Source organism: Chryseobacterium sp. C39-AII1, assembly GCF_039672645.1.
In the GTDB taxonomy this organism is placed as follows: domain Bacteria; phylum Bacteroidota; class Bacteroidia; order Flavobacteriales; family Weeksellaceae; genus Chryseobacterium.
In genome coordinates this window covers 39,784-65,314 of the sequence record NZ_JBDFPQ010000007.1, presented here as the reverse complement: position 1 = coordinate 65,314, position 25,531 = coordinate 39,784, and the positions used below count along the sequence as shown (strand labels likewise).

The 25,531-nt window shown below is 33.9% G+C and carries 23 protein-coding genes; 12 read left to right on the top strand and 11 right to left on the bottom strand.

All coding sequences use genetic code 11. From position 1 onward, the window contains the following. Positions 1-176: 176 nt before the first annotated feature. The 3 genes from ABEG63_RS12555 to ABEG63_RS12545 all read left to right on the top strand — a co-directional run bounded on the left by ABEG63_RS12555 (position 177) and on the right by ABEG63_RS12545 (position 2,554). Positions 177-644 carry a PA2169 family four-helix-bundle protein gene (locus tag ABEG63_RS12555; protein ID WP_267402678.1) on the top strand — a complete coding sequence of 156 codons (468 nt, stop codon included), beginning with the start codon at positions 177-179 and terminating at the stop codon, positions 642-644. Between the two features lie 80 nt (positions 645-724). Next, entirely contained in the window at positions 725-1,687 is a 963-nt protein-coding gene (locus ABEG63_RS12550; protein WP_346585202.1) for a YihY/virulence factor BrkB family protein, read from the top strand. A gap of 24 nt (positions 1,688-1,711) precedes the next feature. Continuing rightward, entirely contained in the window at positions 1,712-2,554 is an 843-nt protein-coding gene (locus ABEG63_RS12545; RefSeq protein ID WP_346585200.1) for a transporter, read from the top strand. A gap of 678 nt (positions 2,555-3,232) precedes the next feature. Here the strand turns inward: ABEG63_RS12545 and ABEG63_RS12540 are convergent. Then, complete coding sequence (locus tag ABEG63_RS12540) at positions 3,233-3,616, bottom strand: helix-turn-helix domain-containing protein (RefSeq protein ID WP_346585198.1); 384 nt, start codon at positions 3,614-3,616, stop codon at positions 3,233-3,235. A gap of 125 nt (positions 3,617-3,741) precedes the next feature. On the opposite strand from ABEG63_RS12540, the gene ABEG63_RS12535 reads away from it, so the two are divergent. Then, positions 3,742-4,371 (top strand): NAD(P)H-dependent oxidoreductase, encoded by a 630-nt coding sequence (locus tag ABEG63_RS12535; RefSeq protein WP_346585196.1) that lies wholly within the window; start codon positions 3,742-3,744, stop codon positions 4,369-4,371. A 351-nt stretch (positions 4,372-4,722) separates the two neighbouring features. Beyond that, positions 4,723-6,174 carry an OmpA family protein gene (locus tag ABEG63_RS12530; protein WP_346585194.1) on the top strand — a complete coding sequence of 484 codons (1,452 nt, stop codon included), beginning with the start codon at positions 4,723-4,725 and terminating at the stop codon, positions 6,172-6,174. Between the two features lie 176 nt (positions 6,175-6,350). Here the strand turns inward: ABEG63_RS12530 and ABEG63_RS12525 are convergent, their stop codons facing one another. Further along, entirely contained in the window at positions 6,351-6,731 is a 381-nt protein-coding gene (locus ABEG63_RS12525; protein WP_346585193.1) for an STAS/SEC14 domain-containing protein, read from the bottom strand. A 329-nt stretch (positions 6,732-7,060) separates the two neighbouring features. On the opposite strand from ABEG63_RS12525, the gene ABEG63_RS12520 reads away from it, so the two are divergent. From ABEG63_RS12520 to ABEG63_RS12510, 3 genes are all read left to right on the top strand, one after another. After that, positions 7,061-7,426 carry a response regulator gene (locus ABEG63_RS12520; protein WP_267402671.1) on the top strand — a complete coding sequence of 122 codons (366 nt, stop codon included), beginning with the start codon at positions 7,061-7,063 and terminating at the stop codon, positions 7,424-7,426. Positions 7,427-7,476: 50 nt separating this feature from the next. Further along, positions 7,477-9,465, top strand: coding sequence for a PAS domain-containing sensor histidine kinase (locus ABEG63_RS12515; RefSeq protein WP_346585191.1), 1,989 nt, complete (start codon positions 7,477-7,479; stop codon positions 9,463-9,465). A 91-nt stretch (positions 9,466-9,556) separates the two neighbouring features. Next, positions 9,557-11,761, top strand: coding sequence for an ATP-binding protein (locus ABEG63_RS12510; RefSeq protein WP_346585189.1), 2,205 nt, complete (start codon positions 9,557-9,559; stop codon positions 11,759-11,761). Between the two features lie 291 nt (positions 11,762-12,052). On the opposite strand, the gene ABEG63_RS12505 is transcribed toward ABEG63_RS12510, so the two are convergent. The 4 genes from ABEG63_RS12505 to ABEG63_RS12490 all read right to left on the bottom strand — a co-directional run bounded on the left by ABEG63_RS12505 (position 12,053) and on the right by ABEG63_RS12490 (position 17,088). Next, positions 12,053-12,538, bottom strand: a complete 486-nt coding sequence (locus ABEG63_RS12505) for a DUF4385 domain-containing protein (protein WP_346585187.1) — start codon at positions 12,536-12,538, stop codon at positions 12,053-12,055. 112 nt (positions 12,539-12,650) lie between these two features. Further along, positions 12,651-13,025 carry a response regulator gene (locus tag ABEG63_RS12500; RefSeq protein WP_267402667.1) on the bottom strand — a complete coding sequence of 125 codons (375 nt, stop codon included), beginning with the start codon at positions 13,023-13,025 and terminating at the stop codon, positions 12,651-12,653. Beyond that, positions 13,015-14,520: a PAS domain-containing protein gene (locus tag ABEG63_RS12495; RefSeq protein WP_267402666.1), complete on the bottom strand. Its 1,506-nt coding sequence runs from the start codon at positions 14,518-14,520 to the stop codon at positions 13,015-13,017. Before ABEG63_RS12495 ends, ABEG63_RS12500 begins: the two co-directional genes overlap by 11 nt. Positions 14,521-14,592: 72 nt before the next feature. Next, a complete protein-coding gene (locus ABEG63_RS12490) occupies positions 14,593-17,088 on the bottom strand; it encodes an ATP-binding protein (protein WP_346585185.1) in 2,496 nt (831 codons plus the stop codon). Between the two features lie 269 nt (positions 17,089-17,357). On the opposite strand from ABEG63_RS12490, the gene ABEG63_RS12485 reads away from it, so the two are divergent. The 3 genes from ABEG63_RS12485 to ABEG63_RS12475 all read left to right on the top strand — a co-directional run bounded on the left by ABEG63_RS12485 (position 17,358) and on the right by ABEG63_RS12475 (position 20,524). Beyond that, entirely contained in the window at positions 17,358-19,061 is a 1,704-nt protein-coding gene (locus ABEG63_RS12485) for an FAD/NAD(P)-binding protein (RefSeq protein WP_346585184.1), read from the top strand. Between the two features lie 142 nt (positions 19,062-19,203). Beyond that, positions 19,204-20,208 carry an SDR family oxidoreductase gene (locus tag ABEG63_RS12480; RefSeq protein WP_267402663.1) on the top strand — a complete coding sequence of 335 codons (1,005 nt, stop codon included), beginning with the start codon at positions 19,204-19,206 and terminating at the stop codon, positions 20,206-20,208. Between the two features lie 13 nt (positions 20,209-20,221). Further along, positions 20,222-20,524 carry a hypothetical protein gene (locus ABEG63_RS12475; RefSeq protein WP_346585183.1) on the top strand — a complete coding sequence of 101 codons (303 nt, stop codon included), beginning with the start codon at positions 20,222-20,224 and terminating at the stop codon, positions 20,522-20,524. Between the two features lie 189 nt (positions 20,525-20,713). On the opposite strand, the gene ABEG63_RS12470 is transcribed toward ABEG63_RS12475, so the two are convergent. The 5 genes from ABEG63_RS12470 to ABEG63_RS12450 are packed head-to-tail and all read right to left on the bottom strand — an operon-like array spanning position 20,714 to position 24,870. After that, positions 20,714-21,412, bottom strand: a complete 699-nt coding sequence (locus ABEG63_RS12470) for a lycopene cyclase domain-containing protein (protein WP_346585181.1) — start codon at positions 21,410-21,412, stop codon at positions 20,714-20,716. 3 nt (positions 21,413-21,415) lie between these two features. Further along, entirely contained in the window at positions 21,416-21,868 is a 453-nt protein-coding gene (locus tag ABEG63_RS12465; protein WP_267402660.1) for a sterol desaturase family protein, read from the bottom strand. A gap of 16 nt (positions 21,869-21,884) precedes the next feature. Then, positions 21,885-22,721, bottom strand: a complete 837-nt coding sequence (locus tag ABEG63_RS12460) for a phytoene/squalene synthase family protein (RefSeq protein WP_346585179.1) — start codon at positions 22,719-22,721, stop codon at positions 21,885-21,887. Between the two features lie 6 nt (positions 22,722-22,727). Further along, complete coding sequence (gene crtI, locus ABEG63_RS12455; RefSeq protein WP_346585177.1) at positions 22,728-24,197, bottom strand: phytoene desaturase family protein; 1,470 nt, start codon at positions 24,195-24,197, stop codon at positions 22,728-22,730. A gap of 1 nt (position 24,198) precedes the next feature. Beyond that, a complete protein-coding gene (locus ABEG63_RS12450; protein WP_346585175.1) occupies positions 24,199-24,870 on the bottom strand; it encodes a MarR family transcriptional regulator in 672 nt (223 codons plus the stop codon). A 177-nt stretch (positions 24,871-25,047) separates the two neighbouring features. On the opposite strand from ABEG63_RS12450, the gene ABEG63_RS12445 reads away from it, so the two are divergent. Further along, on the top strand, positions 25,048-25,497 hold the full coding sequence (locus ABEG63_RS12445) for a PA2169 family four-helix-bundle protein (RefSeq protein WP_346585173.1): 450 nt from the start codon (positions 25,048-25,050) through the stop codon (positions 25,495-25,497). The last annotated feature ends 34 nt before the right edge of the window (positions 25,498-25,531 follow it).

Here is a 25,531-nt window from a genome sequence, read left to right as displayed (position 1 = left end):
AATAACACTTTCTATGTAGGACAATAATTAATAAACTGCTGTTCAAATAATTAAATTCCAAATCTAATGGATCTCGACATTACTCGCTTGCGAATTTTATAAAAATAAAGCCCTAACATACCACAAAACAAATAGCATAGGCATATTTATTGTTCAATCATTCAAAAATATTCAGTATGGAAAATAATAAAACAATTTCAGCACTTAATGAATTACTTCATATTACCAATGACAGAATTAAAGGTTTTGAAAGCGTAGAAGGAAAAGTTTGGGAAAGCTATTCTGATCTAAAGGGTGAATATGATAAAATGATTTCTCAGTCAAAAATAATGAAGAATGAAATTATTAATCTCATTACTGAAAGAGGTGGAAATCCTGATGAAGAAAAATCATCATTGTCTGGTAGTTTACACCGGACTTGGATCGATATTAAAAATTCCATACCGACAAGTAATAGTGATAAAGAAACCTTGGAGAATGTAGTTTTTGGTGAAAAACATGCTATTGAAGCATACGATAATGCATTGAAAAGCGGTGATCTTTGCAGCGAAAGTTCAAAGATAATTGCGGAACAGTTGAGACAGCTGCACATATCTTACCATCAGTTCAGTAACATTGAACATTATAAAAAGAAAGATGAATAATCTGTTTCGTATCTAACAAGCTCTATCATATTGGTAAGTAAAAATTATATACCTGATTTTTACCGGTAATACTATACATCATGAAAGCAATTAATAATTTTTGGGAAATACTTAAAGGGACATACAAGGACTGGAATGCACGGGATCTGGGAACCGAGGCTGCCAGCTTAGCCTATACCGCCATTTTTTCGATTCCTGGACTCTTAATTATAGTTATATGGCTTACGGGTATATTCTTTGGTGAAGAAGCGGTACGGGGAGAAATCACTAAACTTATCGGGAGCATGATGGGGAAAGATGTCGGTAAAAGTCTTGAAGAAATGGTCGTAGCCGGCATGGTGGATAAAACGAACATCGTTATGAAAATCATTGGAATCATTACGCTTGTTTTTGGGGCAACTTCACTTTTCTTCCAATTTCAAAAGTCACTCAATAAGCTGTGGGATATTGTGGCAACTCCTAAAAAAGCTTGGGAAAAATATCTTCTCGACCGTGCGAATTCTCTGGGGATGATTATTGTCATTGCATTTCTTATGCTCATTACCTTGCTGCTGAGTTCTTTCATCGGTCTTGCTAACGATTGGGTTATCCACCGTTTCGGATTGGAAACCCTAATTTTGGTAAATATTATTAATATTGTTATAGGCTTTCTGGTTACATTATTTCTTTTCGCAGCCATGTTCAAAATTCTGCCGGATGTTGAGTTACAATGGAAATCCGTGTGGGTTGGAGCTGCAGTAACTGCTGCACTGTTTACACTTGGAAAGTATATCCTTACTTTTTATTTTGAAACGTTCAATCCCAGTTCAGCATTTGGTACTGCCGGGACTGTTATTTTACTGTTGTTGTGGATTAATTACACCTTTCAGATTATTTTCTTTGGTGCAGAATTCACTAAGGTCTACGCTAAAAAAATGGGGTATCAACTTAAACCTTCAAAACATGCAAAATGGAGCCCGCAAATAATATCTAAAGAAGACTCGAAAAACATAGTAACCGCTGATAAAACTCCTGATAAAACGGTGAAAGATTCGACGATTTAGTTTCGAAAACTTAAAATAAATACCATGAATAGTTTTTACTTTTTTTTAAAGTTAACGTTTAGTGTTGTATGTCTGCCAGCATTGTGCTTTGCACAGCAAAAACATCTGAACTATTCACTTTTTCATCCTGTACCCAATGAGCATATGAGAGAAATGGAAACTGACCGTCCGGATGTTACCGAATCTCCCTACACAATCGATGCAGGGCATATTCAATATGAAACGGATGTAATAAGGCTGATAAAAGAAAAGTCAGACATTCTGAAAACAAGCACATTACTCGTCAATCAGGCCAACTTAAAAATTGGAATTACGGGAAGCACAGCCATACAGTTTGGTTTCCAAACCTACGGCCGGCAAAAGGAAACAGACCTAATTTCAAATTATGTAGTAAAAACTGACGGAATAGGTGATATAACATTCAGGATTAAACAGAATGTAATAGGAAACGACCATGGTGACTTTGCTCTGGCAATCCTTCCCTACGTCAAATTGCCTACTTCAAAATATGATGAAGAGAGTTGCCTGGAAGGTGGACTAATTGTACCTATGTCCTATAAGTTATCTGGAAAATGGAAATTGGGTCTACAGGTGGAAGTAGATAGACTCAAGGATCTGGATCAACCGGAAATGCATACTGAATTCCTGCAAACATTGACAATTAGTCATCCATTATCAAAAGGAATAGACTGGATAGCTGAAACTTATTACACCTATAATTTTAAAGCCCATGAGCTTTCAAATTTTATTAATGCTGCAATTCAAATGGAAGTTGTCAAAGACTTTAAATTAGATATCGGAATTAATTATGGAATACAAGATACCGCAGCGAAACATTATTTCATCGGTGCTTCTTACCGTCATTAAATTCTAATATTTTAAAGCGTTTTTAATTCTTTAAAATCGAAAAATTTCCGTCATAATTCGAATTATTTATGTCCGGATCACAAACCGAAAAATTATGTATTGATGATAAAAAACAATGTTCTGGTCATATGAGCATTCTTTTTATTCAAATTGTATCCCGAATGTCATCACATAACAGAAATGATGTTCCTATTTTTACATAAATCCGTATAATTACAATTATTATTTGCTTTCGCGATTTTGGGAAAACATACGAAACTTTTCGTACAGCTTTGTAGAGCTCATTCGATTCATCTTATTTCAAATCTTCAATATCTAACCACTCGATTGTTGGCTCTTTCATGACCCGCAATTAATTCGTTAAACTTATTGACTTTAGAATTTTTATTATGCACTTTTTGGATTAGAAAAACTATTAGAAATGTAATAATAGTGGCGCCGAGTTTACGTATCTCAAAAAATTTAAATACAAGTCCGATAGCTGCCAGATAATAACCAAAATAATGGCTCCCATAAAAGCACTTGACTTGTTTTAAAAACCAACTGCCGAGTCTGTCACAGTGGTCAAAAAAGTTTTTTTATTTTCAAATCATTTATATGTATTAACAATTTATGTAAATAAAGTATGTATGTTTTCAGAGATAATCTAATTTTAATTACAAAGATTCTTTTTAAATATTATACTAGATTTTTTATCTTAGCACAATTTAACTTTCTATTATTTTCTTCCTGTGATTTCTTCCCCAATTTGCAATTGTCAAGGTCAAAATCCTTCAGTGTTTTTCCGTACTCTGTTAAATCATAAACTACCGACATTGGCCGGGTATCAATGACTGTACGGCTGATCATTTGATTAATTTCCATATCTTTCAGTTCCCGACTCAACATTTTCCCCGAAATACCTTTTACCTCCCGTAATAATTCAGAATAGCGCATGGGCTGAAAACATAAGCAGGCAATGATGGATACTTTCCATCTTCCTCCAATCACATCCATCGCATCATGAATACACAATATATTGTAACTACATTCTTTAACAGGGTTATTATTATTTTCATCCATATTTCCTATAATTCTGTATTTTATTAAGATGGTTACCCTAATGTCACCATTACTTTTTGTCACAAAGTTACTAAAAGTCACTAATAGACTCTACCTTTGCTAAAGAAAAAAAAAGTTTTTACAAAATGGAATTATTACAAGATTTAAACTGGCGATATGCCGTTAAAAAGTATAAAAGTGATAAAGTGGATGAGGAAAAAGTAGACCAAATCCTAAATGCTATAAACCTCACTGCATCTTCGTGCGGATTGCAACCTTACCGTTTGTTTGTAATAACTAATGAAGGCCTAAAACTTAAATTGAAAGCAGAATCTTTTAACGGACAAATTGCAGAATCTTCACACCTATTAGTTTTCGCCGCTTATAATAAGATCACAACGCAAAACGTACAAGATCTAGTGTCCCTCACATCCCAAGTAAAAAACGTGTCAATTGAATCGCTAAATGGTCTATTTGTATCTATAGATTCCTTTTTTAAAAGTAGAACCGATGAGCAAAACAGACATTGGGCAGAGAAACAAACTTACATTGCATTAGGCACTGCACTAATTGCCGCTGCTAACTTACGTGTTGATGCTACACCTATGGAAGGTTTTGATCCTGAACTATTCGACAACCTATTAGGTCTTGAAAAAAAAGGGCTGCATAGCACAGTTATTCTTTCTTTGGGATATCGCGATGAAGCTAATGATTATTTAGCTAATACGGAGAAAGCCAGAATACCTTTAGAAGAAATGGTACATAAGATAAATTAATACTTATTTAAATAAAATCTGAAGTTATTATAAGAACCGATCTCTTATTTTCAAATAGAGGCAAGCCAATCAAAAAAATTCTGTCAATAATTTTTTTCTCCCTAATAATTTAAAAATTTGGTTTGTAGATCTACCTAAAATTTATAGAAAAAACCAGTAAAAAACGAGCTTACAAAAAATATATTTTAAGATATAAATGAATATCAAACCGTTAAGTCTAGGCTATTAATAAAACTGATATTAAAATATTCTAAAATACATCCATTGGTATGGAAATTGTAAATTACAAAATCCAATTTAGTTAATATTTTTAATGTATTAACTTCAATAAATTAATCATCAAAATAAATTATGAAATGTAATCTAGCATCTATAGCTTTAGCTATGGCTATTCCTATGTATGGTTTTGGGCAGGACTCCACTACCGTTATCAACAATCAGTATCCTAACACTTTCAGCTCGGGATCTGCTAATGTTTCCCCATTTAATTCTTCAGCAAAAAGATTTAATGACTGGTCGATCTCCGTAGGAGCTGGTATTCCTCTATTGCAAACAGCAGATCTTACTTCTATTAAAAACGGAAATGGGAAAAATCTTTTCGGATATTCAGCTTATGTGAGTGTAGATAAGGCTATTACCCATGCATTTGGGCTAAAGCTTCAATATGACAGAGGCGAAACAAGACAAGGATGGTTTAATACAAAGAATGCAGCACCAAGTAATGCAAGCATGACAGGACAAGTTGCAGGAAGAACCCAGTATGATGCAATATCTGTTTTAGGAGATATTAATTTTTCTAATTTATTAAGAAGAGTTGATAATCATTCAACCTTTAGGTGGGCATTGCATGGTTATGCAGGTATTGGTACGCTGGCGTACAAAGCTTTCCAAAAAGATGAAACCGGACAAAGATTAATGACTGAGGTGAAACCTTTTAAGCTTAATTCATTATTCGGACAGGCGGGTGCTGGTCTTAAGTATAAAATAAGCAACAGAGTCGATATCGAAGGTAGATTAATGTATGTAATTACAGGAGATGACGAATTTGACGGTGGAGGAAATCATAATAGTGCGATCAATCAACGTTCAGAAAACACATCCGACAATTTCTTCAATGCTACTTTAGGTCTGACCTTCAACTTAGGAAAGCACGAATCGCACTTAATGTGGCATGATCCTTTGCAGGAAATTTACTATAGAATGGATGACTTAGCAGCAAAAAATCAAGATATTACAGTATGTAAGAGTGGTGATGCTGATAACGACGGTGTTTGTGATGATTGGGACAGACAGCTAGACACCCCTGCAGGCGCAAGGGTAGACGGTGCCGGAGTAGCATTGGATACTGATCTTGACGGTGTTATTGATCTCTATGACAAATGTGTTACAGTACCCGGCCCAGTAGAGAACCAGGGCTGCCCTACTGCTCCCAATGGTGGGCCGGTTGATGAGCAAACCAGAGTTCTTGAAGGCATTGAGTTTGACCTTAATTCGGCCAGAATTTTACCTTCAAACACTCCAATTCTAAATAATGCGGTAAATTATATTAATTCATCATCAGGCGGGTACAGAGTGATAGGTTCCACTGATACTAGAGGTACTGCTGCCTACAATAAAAGATTATCTGAAAAAAGAGCCGGAAACGTTAAAGATTACTTAATCAAAAATGGTGTACAGTCTGGCAGACTGGAAGCTGTAGGAAAAGGCAAGGATGACTTACGATATCCTGAATGCGATCCAGCATCTAAATGCCCGGAGTGGAAAAACAAGGCTAATAGAAGAGTATATTTCGAAGCAAAATAAATGCATAGTTTTATCTAATAAATAATTGAAAGGGTTCTTTTAGAACTCTTTTTTTTGATCTGACTTTTTATAAGCTTGCATGTAAATTTTACAATAATCTGTAAATGAACATTTAATCATGAAAAAAGCCGAAGATGAATAATCTTCGGCTTAAAAAATATTTTTATGCTTAATATTTAAGCACTTAAAGCTTTTCCGTTATGACACCAATAAAGGGCATCGTATATGTTTTGTTTTGAAAAAAATCTTAGCTCACCCGACATTAATGTGGCAAACGTCTCATGGAAACTTTCTAAATGGTCATCATCCATTACGATCGCCGTCCTGTTCCAGTTCGTAAAGTCTTGTAAATTTGAACAACATTCTTTGAATAAGCTTTGGAAATTATCTTTTTCAACATTTCCATTCAAATAAATCATGTAGTTGAGTTCTTGAAATTTCGAATGCTTATGCTTAATATGAGGAAGAACTAATGCTTCAAAATCATTTTTTGGGGTTTCTCCCATCGCATAGAACGCTGCAACATTTTCTGGAGCGTCAGTAAGAATAGAAATCATATAATAATAGTTAATTGGTTAAAAAAGTTATTTCAAAAAACGAACCAAATTTTAGGTTTTTCTATGAAAAACCATATTTGCCATTATCCTTCTATTTATTTTAATATTAGAAAATCATAATACAAACATCCTTCAATATTCTTTACTCTATTTAAGTGGTGGTGCCTACAGCATCCGGATGTTAAATATTATTCCGGTAAATACCAGTATTCCAATATCTTTTTAATTTATTGTAATTTTTTTCCATCAAAATATTCAATTTACGGTAAAATGGAATCTATTTTGATTTATAAAAGAATTGTATTATTGTAAAATATTAAAAGTAGTTCATGAATTATCCTAAAGTTATGGTATGTGATGATCATCAGAGTATTCTTGATGTGGTACAGTTGATGTTAGAAAGTTCAGGCTTTGAAGTTATAACTGAGGTGGATAGTACAAAATTGATTTCACGGATAAAAAAAAGCAACCCCGATATTCTTTTGTTAGATCTCTGGATGCCTTCACTATCTGGCGAAGAAATCCTAAAATTAATTCGAACAGATGATGAGATTGTTAATTTGCCGGTAATTGTTCTTTCCGCTAGTGCAAATGGAGATGATATTGCGAAAGATGCAGGAGCCGATTCATTTGTTCCCAAACCTTTTGACATGGATGATCTTATCGGTAAAATAAGACACTTAACCAGTAATTAAAACAGTAGTACATTCAAATCTTTGTTATTCCTTAAATATAAAATTACATAATGACTTTATCTCCTGAAAGGATAGTTGGGCTAAGCAAAATGGCTGGTGAAATTAAAAAATTTGGCTGGGAAAATACTGCTTTGGGGGCTATATCTGAATGGGATGACCATTTAGTGGTTCATGCCAACATGATGTTATCCTGCCCCTTTCCGATGATGATTTGGTGGGGATCAGAATTGTTACAGCTGTATAATGATTCCTGTAGCGACATAATATCTTTGCAACAAAGTAATATTCAAAAATCTTTGGGGCAGAAAGCAAATGATTTTTGGTCTGAAGCATGGGATACTATATCAGATAGATTGAAAAAACTTCATCATGATCCGTTAGCCGTATTTGAAGAAGATCAGCTTGTACCAATTTATAGAGGTAGCCATCTGGAACATGTTTACTGGACGTTTAGCTACAGTAACTTGATGGATAGTAAAGGAAATAATGCAGGAATTTTGATTATTTTTAAGGAAACTTCAAAATCTAATACAGAATTAAGACATAAGAGAGAGGAAGAAAATTTTCTTTTAAGCCTTACAGATAAATTAACCGGCGTTCGTGAGGTAGAGGATATTTATACTATTTCTTTAAAATCAATTCATAAGCATTTTTGTTTTTATGATACCGGATATATAAAAATTAATAGAAAAGCAGACAACTCAAAAATTTTAAAAAATTTTTCTACCTTGGAGAATGTAATGCCAGCCGTTGATTTTAAAGAAACTTTTTTGAATAAATCTGGTGTTTTAATAAATGAATCCGGTAAAATAAATGAAGGTTATTACATTAAGTTTGAAAAGATTAATACTTCTGAAGAAAATGGTATTGAGACTTATTTCTATGCTATTCTACCTGATGACTTTCAATGGAATCAATTTAAACAAAATACTTTTCGTGATGCCTGCAAACGTGTATCAGATCTGGCAGTAATTGCAGAATCTCAGAATAAACTAATGATCTCAGAATCCCGATACCGTTCCTTATTCGAGAATATTTTGGATGCATTCATGGTTATCGATTTTATCTTTGATAATGCCGGAAATCCCATAAATTATACTTTTGTAACAACTAACCCCGCCTTTGAGATACAAAGCGGATTAAAAAATGTGGTTGGGAAAACAATATTGGAGATCATGCCCGATGTGGAAAATGAATGGATCAAAGCATATGGCTCAGTAGCCATTACGGGAAATCCTATTCAGTTTAACCAGTATAATGAAGGAACCAAAAGATATTACGAGGTATTTGCATCATCTGTAAAAGAACATCCAAGCCAAGTGGTGGTGGTATTTAGAGATGTTACCGAAAAAAAGCGTGAAGATGAGAGAAAGAAAAAATTCCTGAATCTTGCAAGCCATGAATTAAAAACCCCACTGACTTCAATTTATGGTTACCTCCAGATTATTCAGCGGCTTCATAAGGATAAGAAATACGAGATGGCAACATCTATTTTGGAAAAATCTGTAAGCTATGTCAATAGGATGAATACCATGATTAATGGTTTTTTGCATCTTTCCAAAATTGAAGATTCTATCGAGTCTTTTCATCTGGAATTAGTGAATATTACAGAATTAATAAATGAATGTTGTCAGGAGGCTGTTTCCTATCACAATACTCACAAAATTGTTTTTTCACATTCTGACTGTCATTATATAACGGTAGACCGTAAGAGGATAATGATGGTAATTCAAAACTTAATTACTAATGCCGTTCAATATTCACCAAAAGGTTCATGCATTACGATTTCATGTATACAATCAAACGGCCAGGTTACCATCAGCGTCGAAGACGAGGGAATAGGAATTTCTCCTCATGAGATAAAAAATATTTTTAAAAAATTCTACAGAATTGAAGATAATCCTGTTACCGGGGTTTCAGGTTTTGGGCTTGGGCTATATATAAGTTCAGAAATTCTTAAGCAGCACAATAGTGAAATCATTATCAGAAGCAAAACGGGTAAAGGATCAATTTTTCACTTCTCTTTACCTCTTCAGTAAATATAATAGTCATTAAAGCTAACCAGATTTTTAATGACACTATTAAAAGATTTCCCTTAATTAAATTCACTTTTAAATCAATGTCTATTTTATGATTAAAGATGCACTAGATGTTTGCAGCAGTGAGCAGATTCATATTCCAGGATTTATTCAATCTCATGGATATTTAGTAATAATAAATAAAGATAATAATATTATTTACTGCAGCAAGAACTTTATTGAACTCACTGGTAAAGATCAAGATCATTTATTAGGATCATCTGTAACCTCACTAAATTCAATGTTAGGAAAAAATGAGGAAGATAAGTTTATCACTAGTTTAATTTCCTTAGCCTGGCAAGGTCGGGACTTTAAGCCACTCAATCCTTATTTGGTAATTATACATGATAAGAAATACAATATGATCATTTCATTATCTGAGGATTATTACCTCCTAGATTTTGAGCCTGAAGAATCTGACCTTTTTACAGATCCGAGTAATACAGTGGGAGCAAGTCTATCTCAAATGTTGGCCGACAAAAATCTTGAGGCTACATTAGAAAATTCAGTGGCTCAGATCAAGAATATCATCTGTTATGACAGAGTCATGATCTATAAATTTCATAAAGATGGTCATGGAGAAGTCGTTGCTGAAGATAAAAACACTGAGCTGGAACCTTGGCTGGGTCTTCATTATCCAGCTTCTGATATTCCCGAACAAGCTCGTAAGCTTTACATACAAAATTATACCCGGTTGATTAACAATGTCTTTGAAGACACAATTCCCCTTATAAGTAAATTAGATATTCCTGCCGATCTTAGCAATAGTACACTCAGAGCAGTCTCTCCTGTTCATATTCAATATTTGAAAAATATGAATGTTATATCAAGCTTCAGCGTTTCTATAATTGTGGAGGATCAATTGTGGGGCTTGATTGCCTGCCACAATTATTCACCGAGATACATCAACTTTAGACAGCGAGAGACTGCAAAGCTTATAGGTCAGGTTCTTAGCTCTTGTATAGGATTGCGTACTCAAGAAAAGTTACAAAAGGAAAATATGAAAATCCAAAATGCTGTTATGGACATTACCAAAAGCTTAAATGGTGAAAATATTTCAGATTTTATGTTTCATTGTTCTACTGTATTTATGGAGGCATTCAAAGCAAGCGGGATCGCTTTTCTATTTGAAGGAGAAATTAAAACAATCGGAAATGTTCCGTCCTCATCTTCGCTGCTTAAAATTACGGAGCTTATCAACAATAGTTCTGAAGATAAAATTATTTTCTCGGAAAACATACTGAATATTACAACTTATAAAGAAAAAGCTAATTATGCAGGCTTCATGGGGATTCGTCTTACTGAAAATATCAAAGACTGCTTGATTATTTTCCGACCAGAAATTACGCAGACGGTTTTATGGGCAGGAGACCCTACAAAGCTCATACAGTTTGATAATCACGGAAACCCATTTATTTCTCCAAGAAATTCTTTTGAAAAGTGGTCTGAAGAAGTAAAAGGAAAGTCTGAGCCTTGGTCTCCTGCGGAGCAGATGGCTCTTACGGAAATAAGAGATGAAATAAATTTCGCTGTAGGAAGAAAAACAGCCGAACTGAGAATTTTAAATGAAAAGCTCAGAGATGCCTATGCTGAACTTGATTCTTTTGCACACACAATTTCTCACGATCTTAAAATACCTTTAACAACTATTAAGGCATTTGGAGAACTCATTATCAGGAAATCATCTGAGGATGATGTGAAAGCAATGTCGTCAAAAATCGTGGATAATTCTAATCGTCTTCATCTCATGATTAAAACAGTATTAGAGTATTCAAAGGTTGGCCAGAAGGATATCTCAAAAGTTACGATCGATATGACTGCTTTGGTTAATGATATCGCAGAACAGCTTAAATTGAACAGTAAAAACTCTAATTTAGAATTAATCATAAATAATACTCCAGATATTGAAGGAGACCCAATTCTTATTTTTCAGGTATTTCTAAATATCATTGAAAATGCAGTAAAATATTCTCATAAAATAGAGCTTCCTATTGTTTCTGTAGAAGGCATTACTGACAGTAACGAAACCGTTTACATTATTAAAGATAATGGAATAGGAATGGATAAGGATCAGTTGGCAGGAATATTTGGATTATTCAACCGGGTAGGAAAAACAGATGAATATGAAGGGAGTGGAATTGGTCTTGCGACTGTAAAAAAAATTATTACAAGACATGGAGCGCAAATAAAAGTAGACAGCGAAGAAGGCGTAGGAAGCATTTTTACCCTGACATTTCCTAAAACAAAAATAGCGTGAACCTGACCAAAAGCAAACTACTGAAAATTGAAAGAAAATAAAAAGAATCCAAATTAAAAAATATGGATTCTTTTATCGATTAGAATTACCAGATTATTAACTAACGAAAAAAAGCTGTTCAAATTACAGTATTCCAGTATTTTTTGGCTGAAAATTTGTTTTATCTTCTTAAAAGAAAATTATGAAAATACTAAAACTTGCTTTATATGTCATCGCTGCCTTAGCCAGTCTAACTTTAGTTGTGGTGATAATTAGAGAGCTTACTTAAACCTAAATAAGCTGATGGCAAATCTATCCATTATTTTTCACCCATTCCTTTTTCATCTTTGCATATTTCGGATTTTTCTCGGCCTTCCTCCACATTTTATAAAATATATTTGCTGATTCAGCTTTTAAGGGATCCCCCGTACCCTTTTCTAAAGGGTGATAGTTGTCTGAAGCATCATACTTTTTACCCCCTTTATAATTATAATATCTTCTTGAGCGCGTAAATCCCATTTGTAAAAACTTTCTGGCCATGTCTGCTCCTACAAAGTCTTCTTCACTAACGTAATTAAGAAAAAGTTCAAAAATACTGTTTGAACTCTCTTTTGCAATTTCAGGGGTTTTGAATCTCCAAAATTTCCCAATATCAGTTTTGTAAGGCTCGCAAATCAATACACCTTGCTCTCCTTTGCCAACCTTATATAATAGTGGATTTTTTTTATAATCGATATCACTTTTCCAAGCGTAGTCTTTGGAATTAAAATTTAGGTAGCTGGGTAATTTTGAAGACATATGATTTTATTCTAAAATAATATATTTCAGTGATTATTGATACCTTGCCATTCTTAGTTTGTTGAAAATGCAAAAAGATTATTATGTAAGTGATCTTTTTGCATTTTTACAATTATAATATAGGAACTGTAACAAAATCAGAAATTGTTTTTAATAAGTGATCGATATCAAAAGGTTTAAATATAAAACTATTGGCACCCGCCTCAAAAGCTATCTTATCACCATCACGGCTTGCTGAAAGCACCACTACAGGGATATGCTTAATATCCGCATCGTTGCGAATAAGCTTCAATACCTGATCTCCTGATAATAAAGGCATCCAAAGATCCAAAAGAATAAGATCTGGTTTTATTTCTTTAATATGTTTGATAACGTTAACACTATTTATTTCTGTGAAAACTGTAAATCCCTCGTCTTCAAGTAACATTTCTATAGTATACAGAATCCCTGCATCATCATCACAGATTAATATCTTCTTATTTTCCATTTTCAAATTTTAGTATTGGTAATGTAAAGCTGAAGGTTGATCCCTTCCCTATTTCGCTCTCCACCCAAAGGGTTCCTTTATGGTTACTAACGATCTCTTTACTGATATAAAGGCCTATCCCAAGACCTGGAAATTTTTTTTGAATATCACCTACTCTGAAAAAACGATCAAATATCTTAGACTTGTCTTGTGAGCTGATGCCCATTCCATAATCTGTAATGGAAATTTTCACATAATTTCCTACTTTACTTATATATACCTCTATTTTTTCAGAATCGGGAGCATACTTTACAGCATTAGAAATCAAATTATTAATAACCTGTGAAAGTTGAAGCTCATCTCCCATCACAATTGCATCTGTGCTTCCTTCGACACTAATATTATAATGCGGTATGGTGAATACTAAATTATCTATAGTTTCTTTTAAAAAATGATCAACGTTAAAGGGCTCTGTATGCAATTCAATATTTCCTGACTGAATTTTTGAGGTATCCAGCAATTCAGTAATTAAATTATTAAGTTTATCTACGTGTACGGATACCTTCCCAAGAGTATCCAAAAATTTCTCTGTGATTCCTCCCGAGCTCATCCTTTGCAAAAGTTGCACTAAACCTTTTATTGTCGTAAGAGGTGTTTTCAGCTCGTGGCTTGCAATAGATAGAAAATCATCTTTTCTTCTTTCCATTTCCCTCTTTTCACTGATATCTTCAATAGCTAATAAGATTCTGTCTTTATAGCTACCGTCGAATTCGATTCTGTAAGCATTTAACAGCATCAGCCTTTTTCCGATATAGGGGAAAGTATGCTCTACTTCAAAATCGGTTACTGGATTGCTTGTGGGAAGAATTTTAATTAAAAGTTCTTTTAGTGCTGGGATATTCCATTGATTATTTCCCAATTCGTAAAGAATTTTCCCTACTGTTTCTTCTGAAGTAACTTTAAATGTTTTTAGGAAATGATTGTTGGCACTTAAAACTTTAAAATCAGGGCTAAGAACCAGCAGACTTTCTCTGACGGTCTGAATAATACTCGATAGAAATATCTCGCTCTCAACAAGTTCCTTAGTTCTTTGGGCAATTTTACTTTCAACCGACTCTTTCTCTTCTCGAAGGTCATGTTCAATTTTCTTCCGATCTGTAATATCATTCTGCACTCCTATAAAATGAGAGACCTCTCCATTTTCATCTTTTACAGGCGCAATATAAAGTTCGTTCCAAAACAAATCTCCATTTTTACGATAATTTCTTATCTCTACTCTGCATTCTTCTCCTTTCTCGATACTGGTCTTCAGGAGCTGACGCTGCGATTGGGCACGATCTTCTGCCTGAAGAAACCGACAGTTATGCCCGATAATTTCTTCGTGACTATATCCACTTATTTTCTCAAAAGCCTTATTACAATATACTATCGGATTATCCGGCTGTTTATTATCTGTTATAATAATGCCTGAATTGGCTGAATCAAGAGCTTTTAAATATATGTCTAAATTATTCATTTCTTCATTATTTTTAAAGGATTTTATATCAAGTATTTAACCCTTTATTATAATATCAATCTATAAATTTTATCATTCTAATGAGTTTGTAGGTATAGAAAACCAAAAAACACTTCCTTTTTCAGCTTCCGATTCCGCTCCAATCTGTCCACCGTGTTTTTTAATAATTTCAGAGCATATATATAGCCCTAAACCCAATCCTGAATATACCTTTCCTGAGTGATCGGCCCTATAATATCTTTCAAACAAATAAGGTAATATTTCACGATCAATACCTTCTCCGAAGTCTTTTATTTTAACAATAGCGTTATGATTATCCTTCTCTATAATTACATGTAGTTTTCTACTTAAGGGTGCATATTTGATGGCATTATTGATAAGGTTGACAACCACCTGATCTATTCTGCTTTCATCAGCATGCACTATTAATTCTTTATTTCCCAAAAAAATAATTTCATAATCGTCATCTTTTTGAATATTATTGGAACTATTCATTACCATTTGGTAAAGATTAAATTCTGTTTTCTTCAACTCCAGCTGTCCTTCACTTATCCTCGTCACATTAAGTAATTCATCTACCAGAATACTTATTTTCTCCACACTTCGAACCGACTGTTCTATAAGTTTTGTATGTGTAGAAGAATAAGGTTTGTCTTTAATTCGATCCAAAAACTGTATAGATGCTTTCAAGGCAGTAATGGGAGTTTTGAGCTCATGACTTGCAGTACTAAGGAAATCATCTTTTTTTTGTTCAAAAAGTTTCTTCTCAGTAATATCGCCGGCCATCCCAACCATATATTCAGGTTCTCCTGAAGTACTGTATATTGATCTCCCTTGTGCCTGTACCCAATGTAGAGTACCATCTGGCCACCGGATGGGAAATTCCATTTTATACACCGTTTTATTTCGAATAGACTCTTTTACCAAAGTCTTCAAAAGATCAACTTTTTGCGGTAAAACCGTTTTAAAAAGATCGTGATAAGAAAATTCCTGATCAGGTTGGAAACCATAGATCATTTTAAACTGATCATCACTAGACATTTCTCCTGTTTTCAAGTTGATCTGGGTTGCGCCCAAACCTCCCACATCCATTGCTATCTGAAGTCTTGTATTAACTTCATCTACACGACGACGGCCATTTACTTCTTCTGTAACATCATAGGCAACAACCAGTATTGCTTTTTCATTTTCATTTAGTCGATTAATAGGGCGGTAAACCACATTAAAATATCCTTCTGTATTATGAATATTAACTTTTATCTCTTTCCCATAATATGAATCTCCAGAATTCATTACCTTAATAAGAATATCGGAAAATACATTTTCGGTAGAATTATGTAAACTTACTGGTAATGGCAGCCCAATTATCGACCTATCAATTTCCAAAATTCTCAGCAGAGCTTCATTCGCAGCATCAACAATGAGATTATCACCTTTAAAATACCCAATAGCTACAGGTGAATATTCAATCATCGTACGAAAGCGCTCTTCCCTCTCATTAACAATACCAAGAAGTTGTTTCAATTGATTTTGAGATTCAATTAATTCATTATTCGAATATGTCAATTTTTCGTTTATTACCGACAACTCATGAATCATCGCCTTTTCTCTTTCTGCTATCAACGTTTTTTCAGTTACATCATTAGCAATAATTATTATTCTCTTCTGTTTTGTATTATTCTCAGGAAGTAATTTATAGTTTACATCGAAAAAACCTTCCTTAAGCCTCCCTTCTCGGAATACCGGAGCTTTAATAGAATATCCCATGTGTGAGCGCCCTGATCGAAACACTTCTTGTATAATTTTAATATACTCGTGTCCTTCTAATTCAGGCCTTGCCACTAATAATGGTAAGCCCAAGATGGTTTTATCTCTCCCCCATATTTTAAACATCTCATTGTTTGCCTGCTCAATAATCATTTCATCTCCACAATATATTCCAATTGCAATAGGTGCTCTTTCTACTAAAAGTCTAAATCTATTCTCACTTTCTATCAAGGTGGAAATAAGTTCCTTTACTTCTTCCTGCGATTGTTGTAAATTAAGATTGCTTTTAAGAAGATCATTATTGGTATCAGATAATTGCTCATTAATAGCAATATATTCTTCATTCATTGCAGAAAGATCTTCAATAAGCTTTTGCTCTGATATTGATTTTTCGTTGATCGTTTTAACAGCAGCCATCCTATCCGAAACCTCAAAGGCGGTGTGAAGAATGTATCTCATTTTATCATCACTTCCTTTAATAGCCTTGTATTCAAAGTCAAAATAAAACGTCTTGTAGGATCCGTTAACCATAAGATCTGCAGCATAGTTCTTTGCCAGAAAAGTCTGACCGGTTTGCCAAACTTCTTTCAATATTCCCAAAAAGGGTTGCCCATTGAGCCCTGGTAAAGCATCCTGAAAATTTTGCCCGATAATACTACTTGTTTTCCCCCAGAAAGACAACATCACTTCATTAGCATTTAAGATAGTGATATCATCTCCGCAATAGATCGCCGTAGCATTAGGTGAATAGTAAAGAACATTTAACAGTTCATCTGACGTAGATTCTTTGGGTATCTTCATACTTATATAAACTTAGCATATTTATAGCTTATAATAAATGAGTAGAATAACCTCCTGTAATGTAAGTCTATAATTGATTCAAACAGCATCAAAAACACTGCCATAATTTCGTTAATAGAGAACAATAGGTTTATAAATCTATCTATTTATTATAAATTTTGTTAAAGATATAAATCAGATCAAAATTTTTTAATAATTTTTTGCACTTTACATACCACATATATTTACAAAGGAACATAATTTGAATGTTGTGACACAAACAGCTAAATATGCATGATAATGATAAATCCGTAGCTCTCATTGGAGGCGGCCCCTCTTCTTTATTTGTACTCAAACACCTGGTATCTAATAATCTAAAGCTTGATAATATTTACATCTTCGAAAAAACCGAGAAATTGGGTGCAGGAATGCCTTATAGTTTGCTTGGAGCCAATAAAGAACATGTTGCCAACGTTTCAGCCAACGAACTTCCGGAATTGGCCGAAAGTTTTCTCAGCTACATTAAAAGATCAGATACTACCGAATTTTCTGAATTTGTGAAAGATAATACAATAAATGAGTACCAGGTCATTCCTCGGTTATTGTTGGGTAATTATCTCGAAGAGCAGTTTAAACTATATATAAAAGAAGCAATAAAGATGGGTATAAATGTCCATACCCAAAAAAAAACCACGGTTTCTGATATTGAAAAAGATGAGTTCACAGGATCTTACCATATCTTTACCAATGAAGAAATCTGTTATTCTGTTTCTACGGTAATTTTATGTACAGGGCACTCATGGCCGAAGCGGCATGAGGAGATCATTCCCAATTGGTACGATTCTCCCTACCCTCCCTCAAAATTTTGTAAAAAAACAAACTTCCCTGTTGCCATTAGAGGAACTTCGCTTACAGCAATAGATGCAGTAAAATCTATTGCAAGGATGAACGGTGCATTTGTAGAGCAGGATGGGAATATAAGGTATGTATTGAATGAGAGTTCTCCTGACTTTTCTATTGATCTTTTTTCCCTTCGTGGTTTTCTTCCCGCGTTACGTTTCCACAGTGAAGACAATGCGTATTCAAGTGAATGGATTATGTCAACAGAGGAAATTCAGGAATATAAAAAAAACAACCATGGATTTGTTGATCTTGATTATGTATATGACAGAAACTTTAAACAGCCTTTGTCTAAAAAGAACAAAATAGTATATAATCAGATAAAATCTCTTTCTATAGAAGAATTCGTAGAAAAAATGTTAGCCATCAGAAAAGATCTAAATAGTTTTGAATTATTTAAAGCAGAATACACAGAGGCTGAAAAATCGATCAAAAGGCATGAAACCATTGCGTGGAAAGAAACCCTATCTTCCTTTAGCTATGCAATGAATTATCCGGCGAAACATTTTTCAGCAGAAGATATGTTGCGATTAAGAAAGACCCTCCTCCCTTTGATTTCGGTAATTATTGCTGCACTTCCTCAATCATCCTATAAAGAAGTTATTTCCTTATATGAGGCAGGGCTAATCCGTGTTTTAAGTGTTGATGATGAAAGCCGAATCGAACCTCATGAAGATGAAGGTGGTATTTATTATTACAAAGATGAGTATGATAAAAATATTAAAAAACATTACAGAATGTATGTGGATGCAATAGGGCAACAACCTGTAGAATATAACGATATCCCATTTGAGGGATTGAAAAAAAAGAATATGATTAGTTCCGGTTATCTTAAGTTCAAAAGCAAATCTGCAGCGGAGGAGTTGTTAAAAGAAGGAAGAAATGATATTTTAGAATATGATAAAGATCAATATTATCTCAGAGTGAAGGGGCTTAATATAAATGATAACTTTCAGGCATTGGATTACTACGGCCAGGCCATTAAAGATCTTTATATCATGGCAGTTCCTTATATCGCAGGATTAAACCCCGACTACTCTGGCCTGGATTTTTGCGATACTGCTGCTAAAATAATCGCTAACTCCTTGTCTTAAATTATTGAAATTTTAAATCCACAGCAAAAAAATATACCACAATTTACTCTTTTGATACAAGTTGGAATATAGATTGATAATATAAAGATACACAAAAGCGTATTTCATATGCGCTATCACACCACATCAAAATAAAATATTAATGGAAAAGGAAATGAACAGAAGAAATGCTATCGGAAAGATAGCAGCAACCATTGCTATTGCAGCGGTAGCACCTCAAACGTTTGCACAGTCGCAAAAAGTACAAAAAATTAAAAACTCAAGCAGCGAACTTACGGATCCTACTACCAAGTATCCAAGACCTCCCTTCAAAAAACAGTTCCAACCCTTTCCTGGTCTAGCAAGTAAAATGGAGCCTGTTCCTGATCATGGAGAGAAAAGCTATGTAGGTTCTGGCAGGCTCATGGGTAGAAAGGCTTTGATTACGGGTGGAGATTCAGGTATTGGAAGAGCTGCTGCAATTGCCTATGCTCGAGAAGGTGCCGATGTGGCCATTAATTATCTTCCTGAAGAAGAATCCGATGCGCGAGAAGTAATTGAATTGATAAAAAAAGAAGGACGAAATGCTGTAGGCATCCCCGGAGATCTAAGATTCGAAAACTTCTGTAAAGAATTAGTTAAAGAGGCGGTAAAACAATTGGGAGGGCTTGATATTCTTGTAAACAACGCGGGTCACCAGAAGACCCACGAGTCGATCCTAGATATAAGCACAGAGGAATTTGAAAGAACAATGAAAACAAACATTTATGCTCCGTTTTGGATAATTAAGGCTGCACTTCCGCATTTAAAGCCTGGATCTTCTATCATCGGGCTATCTTCTGTGCAGGCTTATGATCCTTCTGAGAATTTGTATGATTACGCACAGACAAAAGCTGCCACTACCAGTTATGTAAAATCATTAGCAAAGCAGCTAGGCCCAAAGGGAATACGTGTAAACGGAGTTGCTCCCGGGCCTGTATGGACAGCTTTAGAAGTAAGCGGAGGACAAACACAAGAAAATATTGTAAAATTCGGAAGTGAAACACCGTTAGGAAGGCCGGGGCAGCCTGCAGAACTAGCTTCAATATTTGTGCAGCTTGCCGCCAATGACGCAAGTTTTGCAACAGGACAAATTTACGGATCCTCTGGAGGAAGTGGTCAACCTTAAAAAAGAATGATGTATGAAGAGCAGCAGCAAAATATGGATATTGTGTACTGCAGGAGTCTTTATTTACTGGAGTCTATCAAATAAAAAAAAGGTAGAAGGTCAGGCTTTCACAGCTCCAGATGGAAATTTTTACAAGAAAGATGAAATTTACCAAACTGCAGATCAAATGCTTTATAAAAATGGCAAACTACTGCGGCAAAAAATTCATCCGAGGTTAACGGTAGATGAAATTAATGAGCAAGAAAATAAACCCAGTGATTCGTTATCTTTTACACCAACAGATCATTTAGATGAACTTGAATTGATGAAATCCTAGTAAACTACTAAAACAGACCATCCTTTGGATGGTCTGTTTATACATTTTATCATTTTTTTAATCAATCAACTATAATGTCTGGTAAAATACTTAATCATCGTTTTGAGAGACGGGAGACTGAATTGATTTTCAGGACTACTGTGAAGCCTTGGTATAACTTAGAATATAATACATTCCCAAATGATACTTTTAAGATAAAGAGCCCTTTGTTCTTCCAATTAATTCAAAGAAATATATATTCCAAAGGATTAATTCATATCCATATACAACATCTTCTAAGGGAATTGTCAGGATACGGAATCCCATAAAATTATCAGGATTATAATTTACAATGGGAGATTCTAGTCCGGTTCCTGTTAAAATACCATTGACCAATAAGAATCCCGGCATTAAAAGCATATAAATAACAGATGCTTTTCCTATTATTCTTGCATTAAGCATAAAATATAGAATAAAAACAGTAACCCCTGTTGTTAAAAATGTCACCATTGTATAAATTTTAGCATGCTGATAAATTCCCAATCCTAAGGATAAAACAATAACAGCAACTGCAAAATATTTCTCCTTTTTATACTGCCAATTAAAATTGAAGAATTTATTAAGGCAGAAATACGTAAAAATACAGGCAAACGGAATACAGAAAAAGAAAAGTATTTCTTCAAATGGTAATCCCAAAATCGTAAGCCCGATAATGTAATCATGATTAAACCACCATACACCTCGAGCTGTGAACCATATGTCCCATATGATAAATGCAAAAGCAACTAAAGCAGCAGATTTAATAAAGGCGCCAAAAAACCGGCTAAATTTAATTTTATGGTGGAAAGAGAATACGAAGCATATGATGATCGTAAAAAAATTAATTAGAAGATAGGTATAATGCTGCATATATTATTTTTTATTCCAATACATTCTAAAATATCTGATGGGTACCCATAAAAAACCAAAACACTCGCCTTCTTCTTTGGTGATATGCTTGTGGTGCTGCTTGTGAGCTCGCCTTATTCCTAAAAGGTAGGGATTATTTGTCTTGGTAAATAATTTAAATCGCTGATGGATAAAAATATCGTGTACAAAAAAATAAGCCATACCGTACAGTGCTATGCCGATAGCAATATAAAACCAGTGATTATAGCCATTTACAGTTCCATAATACATTAAAGCTATAGTTGGCACGGCAAATATTAAGAAAAAGTAATCATTTTTCTCTAAAGAGCCTTCATTACTGTGATCGTGGTGATCTTTATGCAAGCGCCACAAAAATCCGTGCATAATATACTTATGGGTAAGCCACGTTATTCCTTCCATGGTAAAAAAAGTGAGAAGAACAATAAAAAAATTCATACGTATTCATTTAAAATTACATGAAAGATGTTTTATACTCTACATAGCTCGTCATCATTAGAGACATCTTAGTGCTATTGGAAATTCTTATCCTTTCATTTAATATTTTGGAAGCAGGACTTCGCTTAATTTTTTTAAACAATGAAACAAAGTATTTATAGGCAACATACACTCCGAATCTTGAGGATGTAGGGAGTTTCTTTATTCCTTCGAGTGCAATTAAAAATTCTGCTTCTATCTCCTTTTCTATAGAAGTCTTAACCTGATTATCAAAAATTTCCATATTAATACCAGGAAAATAGCTTCTTCCCAAGTGCTGATAATCATTCTTAATGTCTCTCAAAAAATTAATTTTTTGAAAAGCAGATCCTAATTTCATGGCAAACGGTTTTAATTCTTCAAACAATTTCCTGTCACCGTTTACAAAAACCTGCAAACACATTAATCCAACTACTTCAGCAGAACCCAGAATATATTTTTCATATAATTCTGAGTTGTATTCTATCTTTTCGAGATCCATTTCCATACTGCTTAAAAATTGATCAATCAGTGAATGATCAATATTAAAGCGTTTAACCGTTTCTTGGAAAGACTGCATTATGGGATTAAGAGATATGCCTTCATTAAGAGCGCAGTAAGTATCCTCTTTAAATTTTAATAGCAATTTAGTCTTATCATATTCATGAAAACTGTCGACAATTTCATCAGCCAGCCTTACATATCCGTATATTGCATAAATCGGATTTCGTAATGATTTGGATAATGCCATTATACCTAATGAGAAACTTGTGCTATATTGCCTTGTTGTTTCTTTACTTACCTTATAAGAAAGATTGTCAAATATTTTTTTCATTGTCAATTATTTTAATGTGGCTTCCAAAGCAGCTATCTTCCCTGAGATAAGAGCGGGAGGAACTCCCGGTCCGGGAACTGTAAGCTGACCTGTATAGAATAAATTGTTAATCTTCTTGTTTTTTAAAGAGGGTTTTAATACCGCAGTTTGTTTCAATGTATTGGCAAGTCCGTAAGCATTACCTTTATAAGCATTATAGTCATCTTGAAAATCATTAACACAATAACTCCTTTTATACTCTATAAAACTCTTTAGATTGTTAGTATTCGTATGTTTTTCCAATCGTGAGATCATTTCTTCAAAATATTTTTCCCGCATGGCTTCAGAATCCTGTAACCCTGGAGCTAATGGCATTAATAAAAATAAATTCTCAGCACCTTCCGGAGCTACAGAATCATCTGTCTTGGAAGGACAACATGCATAAAATAAAGGGGCTGTAGGCCATTTTTTGATGGTGTATATTTCTTCCGTATGAAGGTCAAGATCATGTTCAAAAAATAACGTATGGTGCTTTAGATTAGGAATTTTTCTGTTAAAACCCAGATAATAGATAAGGCACGACGGTGCAAATACTCTTTTCTCCCAGTAATATTCATCATAATTTCTGAATTTTTTTTCTAAAAGCTGAGATTCTGTATGGTGATAATCAGCGGAAGAAATAACAGTATCAAAATCTAAAAACTGATTATTAACCTCTAATGTTGAGACCTTGCCCTCAACAATATTAATTTTATTAACCGATGCATTACAATGAATTGTGGCTCCCTTTTCCTGAGCAATTCTTTTTATGGCTTCTATTATTTTAGAAAAACCACCCATGGGATACCATGTTCCTAATTTATATCCTCCGTAATTCATTAAACTATAAAGTGCGGGAATATCTTTGGGTGCCGCTCCTAAAAATATTACGGGAAATTCCATGAGCATAATTAACCTAGGATCATTAAAATACTTTCTCACAAAACTCTTAAAATCAGTAAGCAAATCAAGTTTCAAAGCACTTTTAGCAATGGTAAAACTAAAAAATTCAAACCATGAATGGCAGGGTTTGTTAACAAAATTTTTCATTCCTATCTCATACTTGTAACGGGCATCTTTCATAAAAAGATCCAATTGCTCCCCTCCCCCTTTTTCAATTTCTTCAAAAAGGATTTTCATATCGTCATATTCATGAGGAATATTCATAACTGAGTCTGAAAAAACCATTTCAAACTGAGGATTCAATGACACTAATTCATAAAAATCAGAACTTTTATACCCAAAGTCAGAAAAAAAAGATTCTATGATATCCGGCATCCAGTACCAACTGGGTCCCATATCAAATGTATAACCATTATCAGTCTTGAAGTGTCTTGCCCTGCCTCCAATTTCAGAATTTTTCTCAAATACGTGTACATCATGTCCTTGTTTAGCAGCATAAGCCGCTGCAGAAAGACCTGAGAAACCCGAACCTATCACTGCAATTTTCTTTTTCATCCTAATTAGTTGTAAATTTATATTCTCTACTAACAGCATCAATGAGTTCATTACTGTTAATATGTCTTGAATATATGGGATAATGGAAGCGATCCAACTTGTTAAGAATATATATTAAATTCATCTTTTCTTCATATGTAAGATCACCAGCAACGATGTGAGTTGCCTCCCGGATTTTTTTCATATGAAATTCCAATGCACTCAAACCCTTTTCAGTAATCGAAACAATTTTATTTCTTCGATCATCTTTAGAATCTGTAATGGTGATCCACGAATTTTTTAACAAACGAGAAATGATAACAGTACCCGCCGATTTGGTATGAATATTTTTTGTAATAAGATCCATTTTCGTCATTGAACCAAAAGCCTTAAGATTAATTAAATAAATAAAATCATCCTGAGTCGTAAAATCTGAATTTGTTATTGCTGATTTAGAATAGGTTTTAGCATATTTATTAAGATGAACAATTAAAGTACTGATTGCACTTTCTGGACTTCTTCCATTCTCCTTCCCTTCCCAGTAAGGTTCCTCAACTTCTCTTTTCTCTGATTTCCAACTTTCGTAAATCCACTTTTTGAAACCATCGCTATCAGCTGAATACTTTTTGAATTCATTTTCATTTTCAAACTGTTCCAAAAGTCCTATAATCTCTTTTATTATGGAGTAATTCATAATACAAATATTTGGTATAATATTAAACTAAGTATGAAATAAATTAGTTCATTTTAAAACTAATATTACACTAATCCATTTATCATGCCAAAAAAAAAAAAATAATTAAAATCTATTTTTTAACGAAAACAGGCACATTTATTGTAAATTTCATAATACACTAATTAAAATTTTAATATGAATAACGAAAAAACAGTTTCGGTATTGAATGATTTACTGAACATTACAAACGACAGAATTGCAGGATTTTCAAAAGTAGAAGAAAAAGTTTGGGACACCCATTCGGGATTAAGAAGTGATTATGATAATATGGTATCTGAATCTCAAACAATGAAAAACGAGCTTGTAGGTCTTATCAATGAGAGAGGTGGACAGGCAGATAATACGACAAGTACTGCGGGTGCTTTTCATAGAGCTTGGATCGATGTAAAAAATGCAATGGCAATGGACAAAGATGAATCTACTTTGGAAAATGTTGCGTATGGAGAAAGTGCCGCAATAAAAGCTTATCAAGATGCTTTAGATAGTGGCGATCTTTGCCCTGAAAGTTCACGAGTTGTGAGTGATCAACTTCATCATTTGAAATCTTCTTATGCTAAATTTGAATATTTGGAAGACAAAAAATAATAAAATCACTTTAAACAATATATTAATATTAGAG

Bases quoted from the DNA above. Each gene is read 5' to 3' on its own strand.
- ABEG63_RS12555 (WP_267402678.1), top strand. From the start codon at position 177: ATGGAAAATAATAAAACAATTTCAGCACTTAATGAATTACTTCATATT.
- ABEG63_RS12550 (WP_346585202.1), top strand. From the start codon at position 725: ATGAAAGCAATTAATAATTTTTGGGAAATACTTAAAGGGACATACAAG.
- ABEG63_RS12545 (WP_346585200.1), top strand. From the start codon at position 1,712: ATGAATAGTTTTTACTTTTTTTTAAAGTTAACGTTTAGTGTTGTATGT.
- ABEG63_RS12540 (WP_346585198.1), bottom strand. From the start codon at position 3,616: ATGGATGAAAATAATAATAACCCTGTTAAAGAATGTAGTTACAATATA.
- ABEG63_RS12535 (WP_346585196.1), top strand. From the start codon at position 3,742: ATGGAATTATTACAAGATTTAAACTGGCGATATGCCGTTAAAAAGTAT.
- ABEG63_RS12530 (WP_346585194.1), top strand. From the start codon at position 4,723: ATGAAATGTAATCTAGCATCTATAGCTTTAGCTATGGCTATTCCTATG.
- ABEG63_RS12525 (WP_346585193.1), bottom strand. From the start codon at position 6,731: ATGATTTCTATTCTTACTGACGCTCCAGAAAATGTTGCAGCGTTCTAT.
- ABEG63_RS12520 (WP_267402671.1), top strand. From the start codon at position 7,061: ATGAATTATCCTAAAGTTATGGTATGTGATGATCATCAGAGTATTCTT.
- ABEG63_RS12515 (WP_346585191.1), top strand. From the start codon at position 7,477: ATGACTTTATCTCCTGAAAGGATAGTTGGGCTAAGCAAAATGGCTGGT.
- ABEG63_RS12510 (WP_346585189.1), top strand. From the start codon at position 9,557: ATGATTAAAGATGCACTAGATGTTTGCAGCAGTGAGCAGATTCATATT.
- ABEG63_RS12505 (WP_346585187.1), bottom strand. From the start codon at position 12,538: ATGTCTTCAAAATTACCCAGCTACCTAAATTTTAATTCCAAAGACTAC.
- ABEG63_RS12500 (WP_267402667.1), bottom strand. From the start codon at position 13,025: ATGGAAAATAAGAAGATATTAATCTGTGATGATGATGCAGGGATTCTG.
- ABEG63_RS12495 (WP_267402666.1), bottom strand. From the start codon at position 14,520: ATGAATAATTTAGACATATATTTAAAAGCTCTTGATTCAGCCAATTCA.
- ABEG63_RS12490 (WP_346585185.1), bottom strand. From the start codon at position 17,088: ATGAAGATACCCAAAGAATCTACGTCAGATGAACTGTTAAATGTTCTT.
- ABEG63_RS12485 (WP_346585184.1), top strand. From the start codon at position 17,358: ATGCATGATAATGATAAATCCGTAGCTCTCATTGGAGGCGGCCCCTCT.
- ABEG63_RS12480 (WP_267402663.1), top strand. From the start codon at position 19,204: ATGGAAAAGGAAATGAACAGAAGAAATGCTATCGGAAAGATAGCAGCA.
- ABEG63_RS12475 (WP_346585183.1), top strand. From the start codon at position 20,222: ATGAAGAGCAGCAGCAAAATATGGATATTGTGTACTGCAGGAGTCTTT.
- ABEG63_RS12470 (WP_346585181.1), bottom strand. From the start codon at position 21,412: ATGCAGCATTATACCTATCTTCTAATTAATTTTTTTACGATCATCATA.
- ABEG63_RS12465 (WP_267402660.1), bottom strand. From the start codon at position 21,868: ATGAATTTTTTTATTGTTCTTCTCACTTTTTTTACCATGGAAGGAATA.
- ABEG63_RS12460 (WP_346585179.1), bottom strand. From the start codon at position 22,721: ATGAAAAAAATATTTGACAATCTTTCTTATAAGGTAAGTAAAGAAACA.
- crtI (WP_346585177.1), bottom strand. From the start codon at position 24,197: ATGAAAAAGAAAATTGCAGTGATAGGTTCGGGTTTCTCAGGTCTTTCT.
- ABEG63_RS12450 (WP_346585175.1), bottom strand. From the start codon at position 24,870: ATGAATTACTCCATAATAAAAGAGATTATAGGACTTTTGGAACAGTTT.
- ABEG63_RS12445 (WP_346585173.1), top strand. From the start codon at position 25,048: ATGAATAACGAAAAAACAGTTTCGGTATTGAATGATTTACTGAACATT.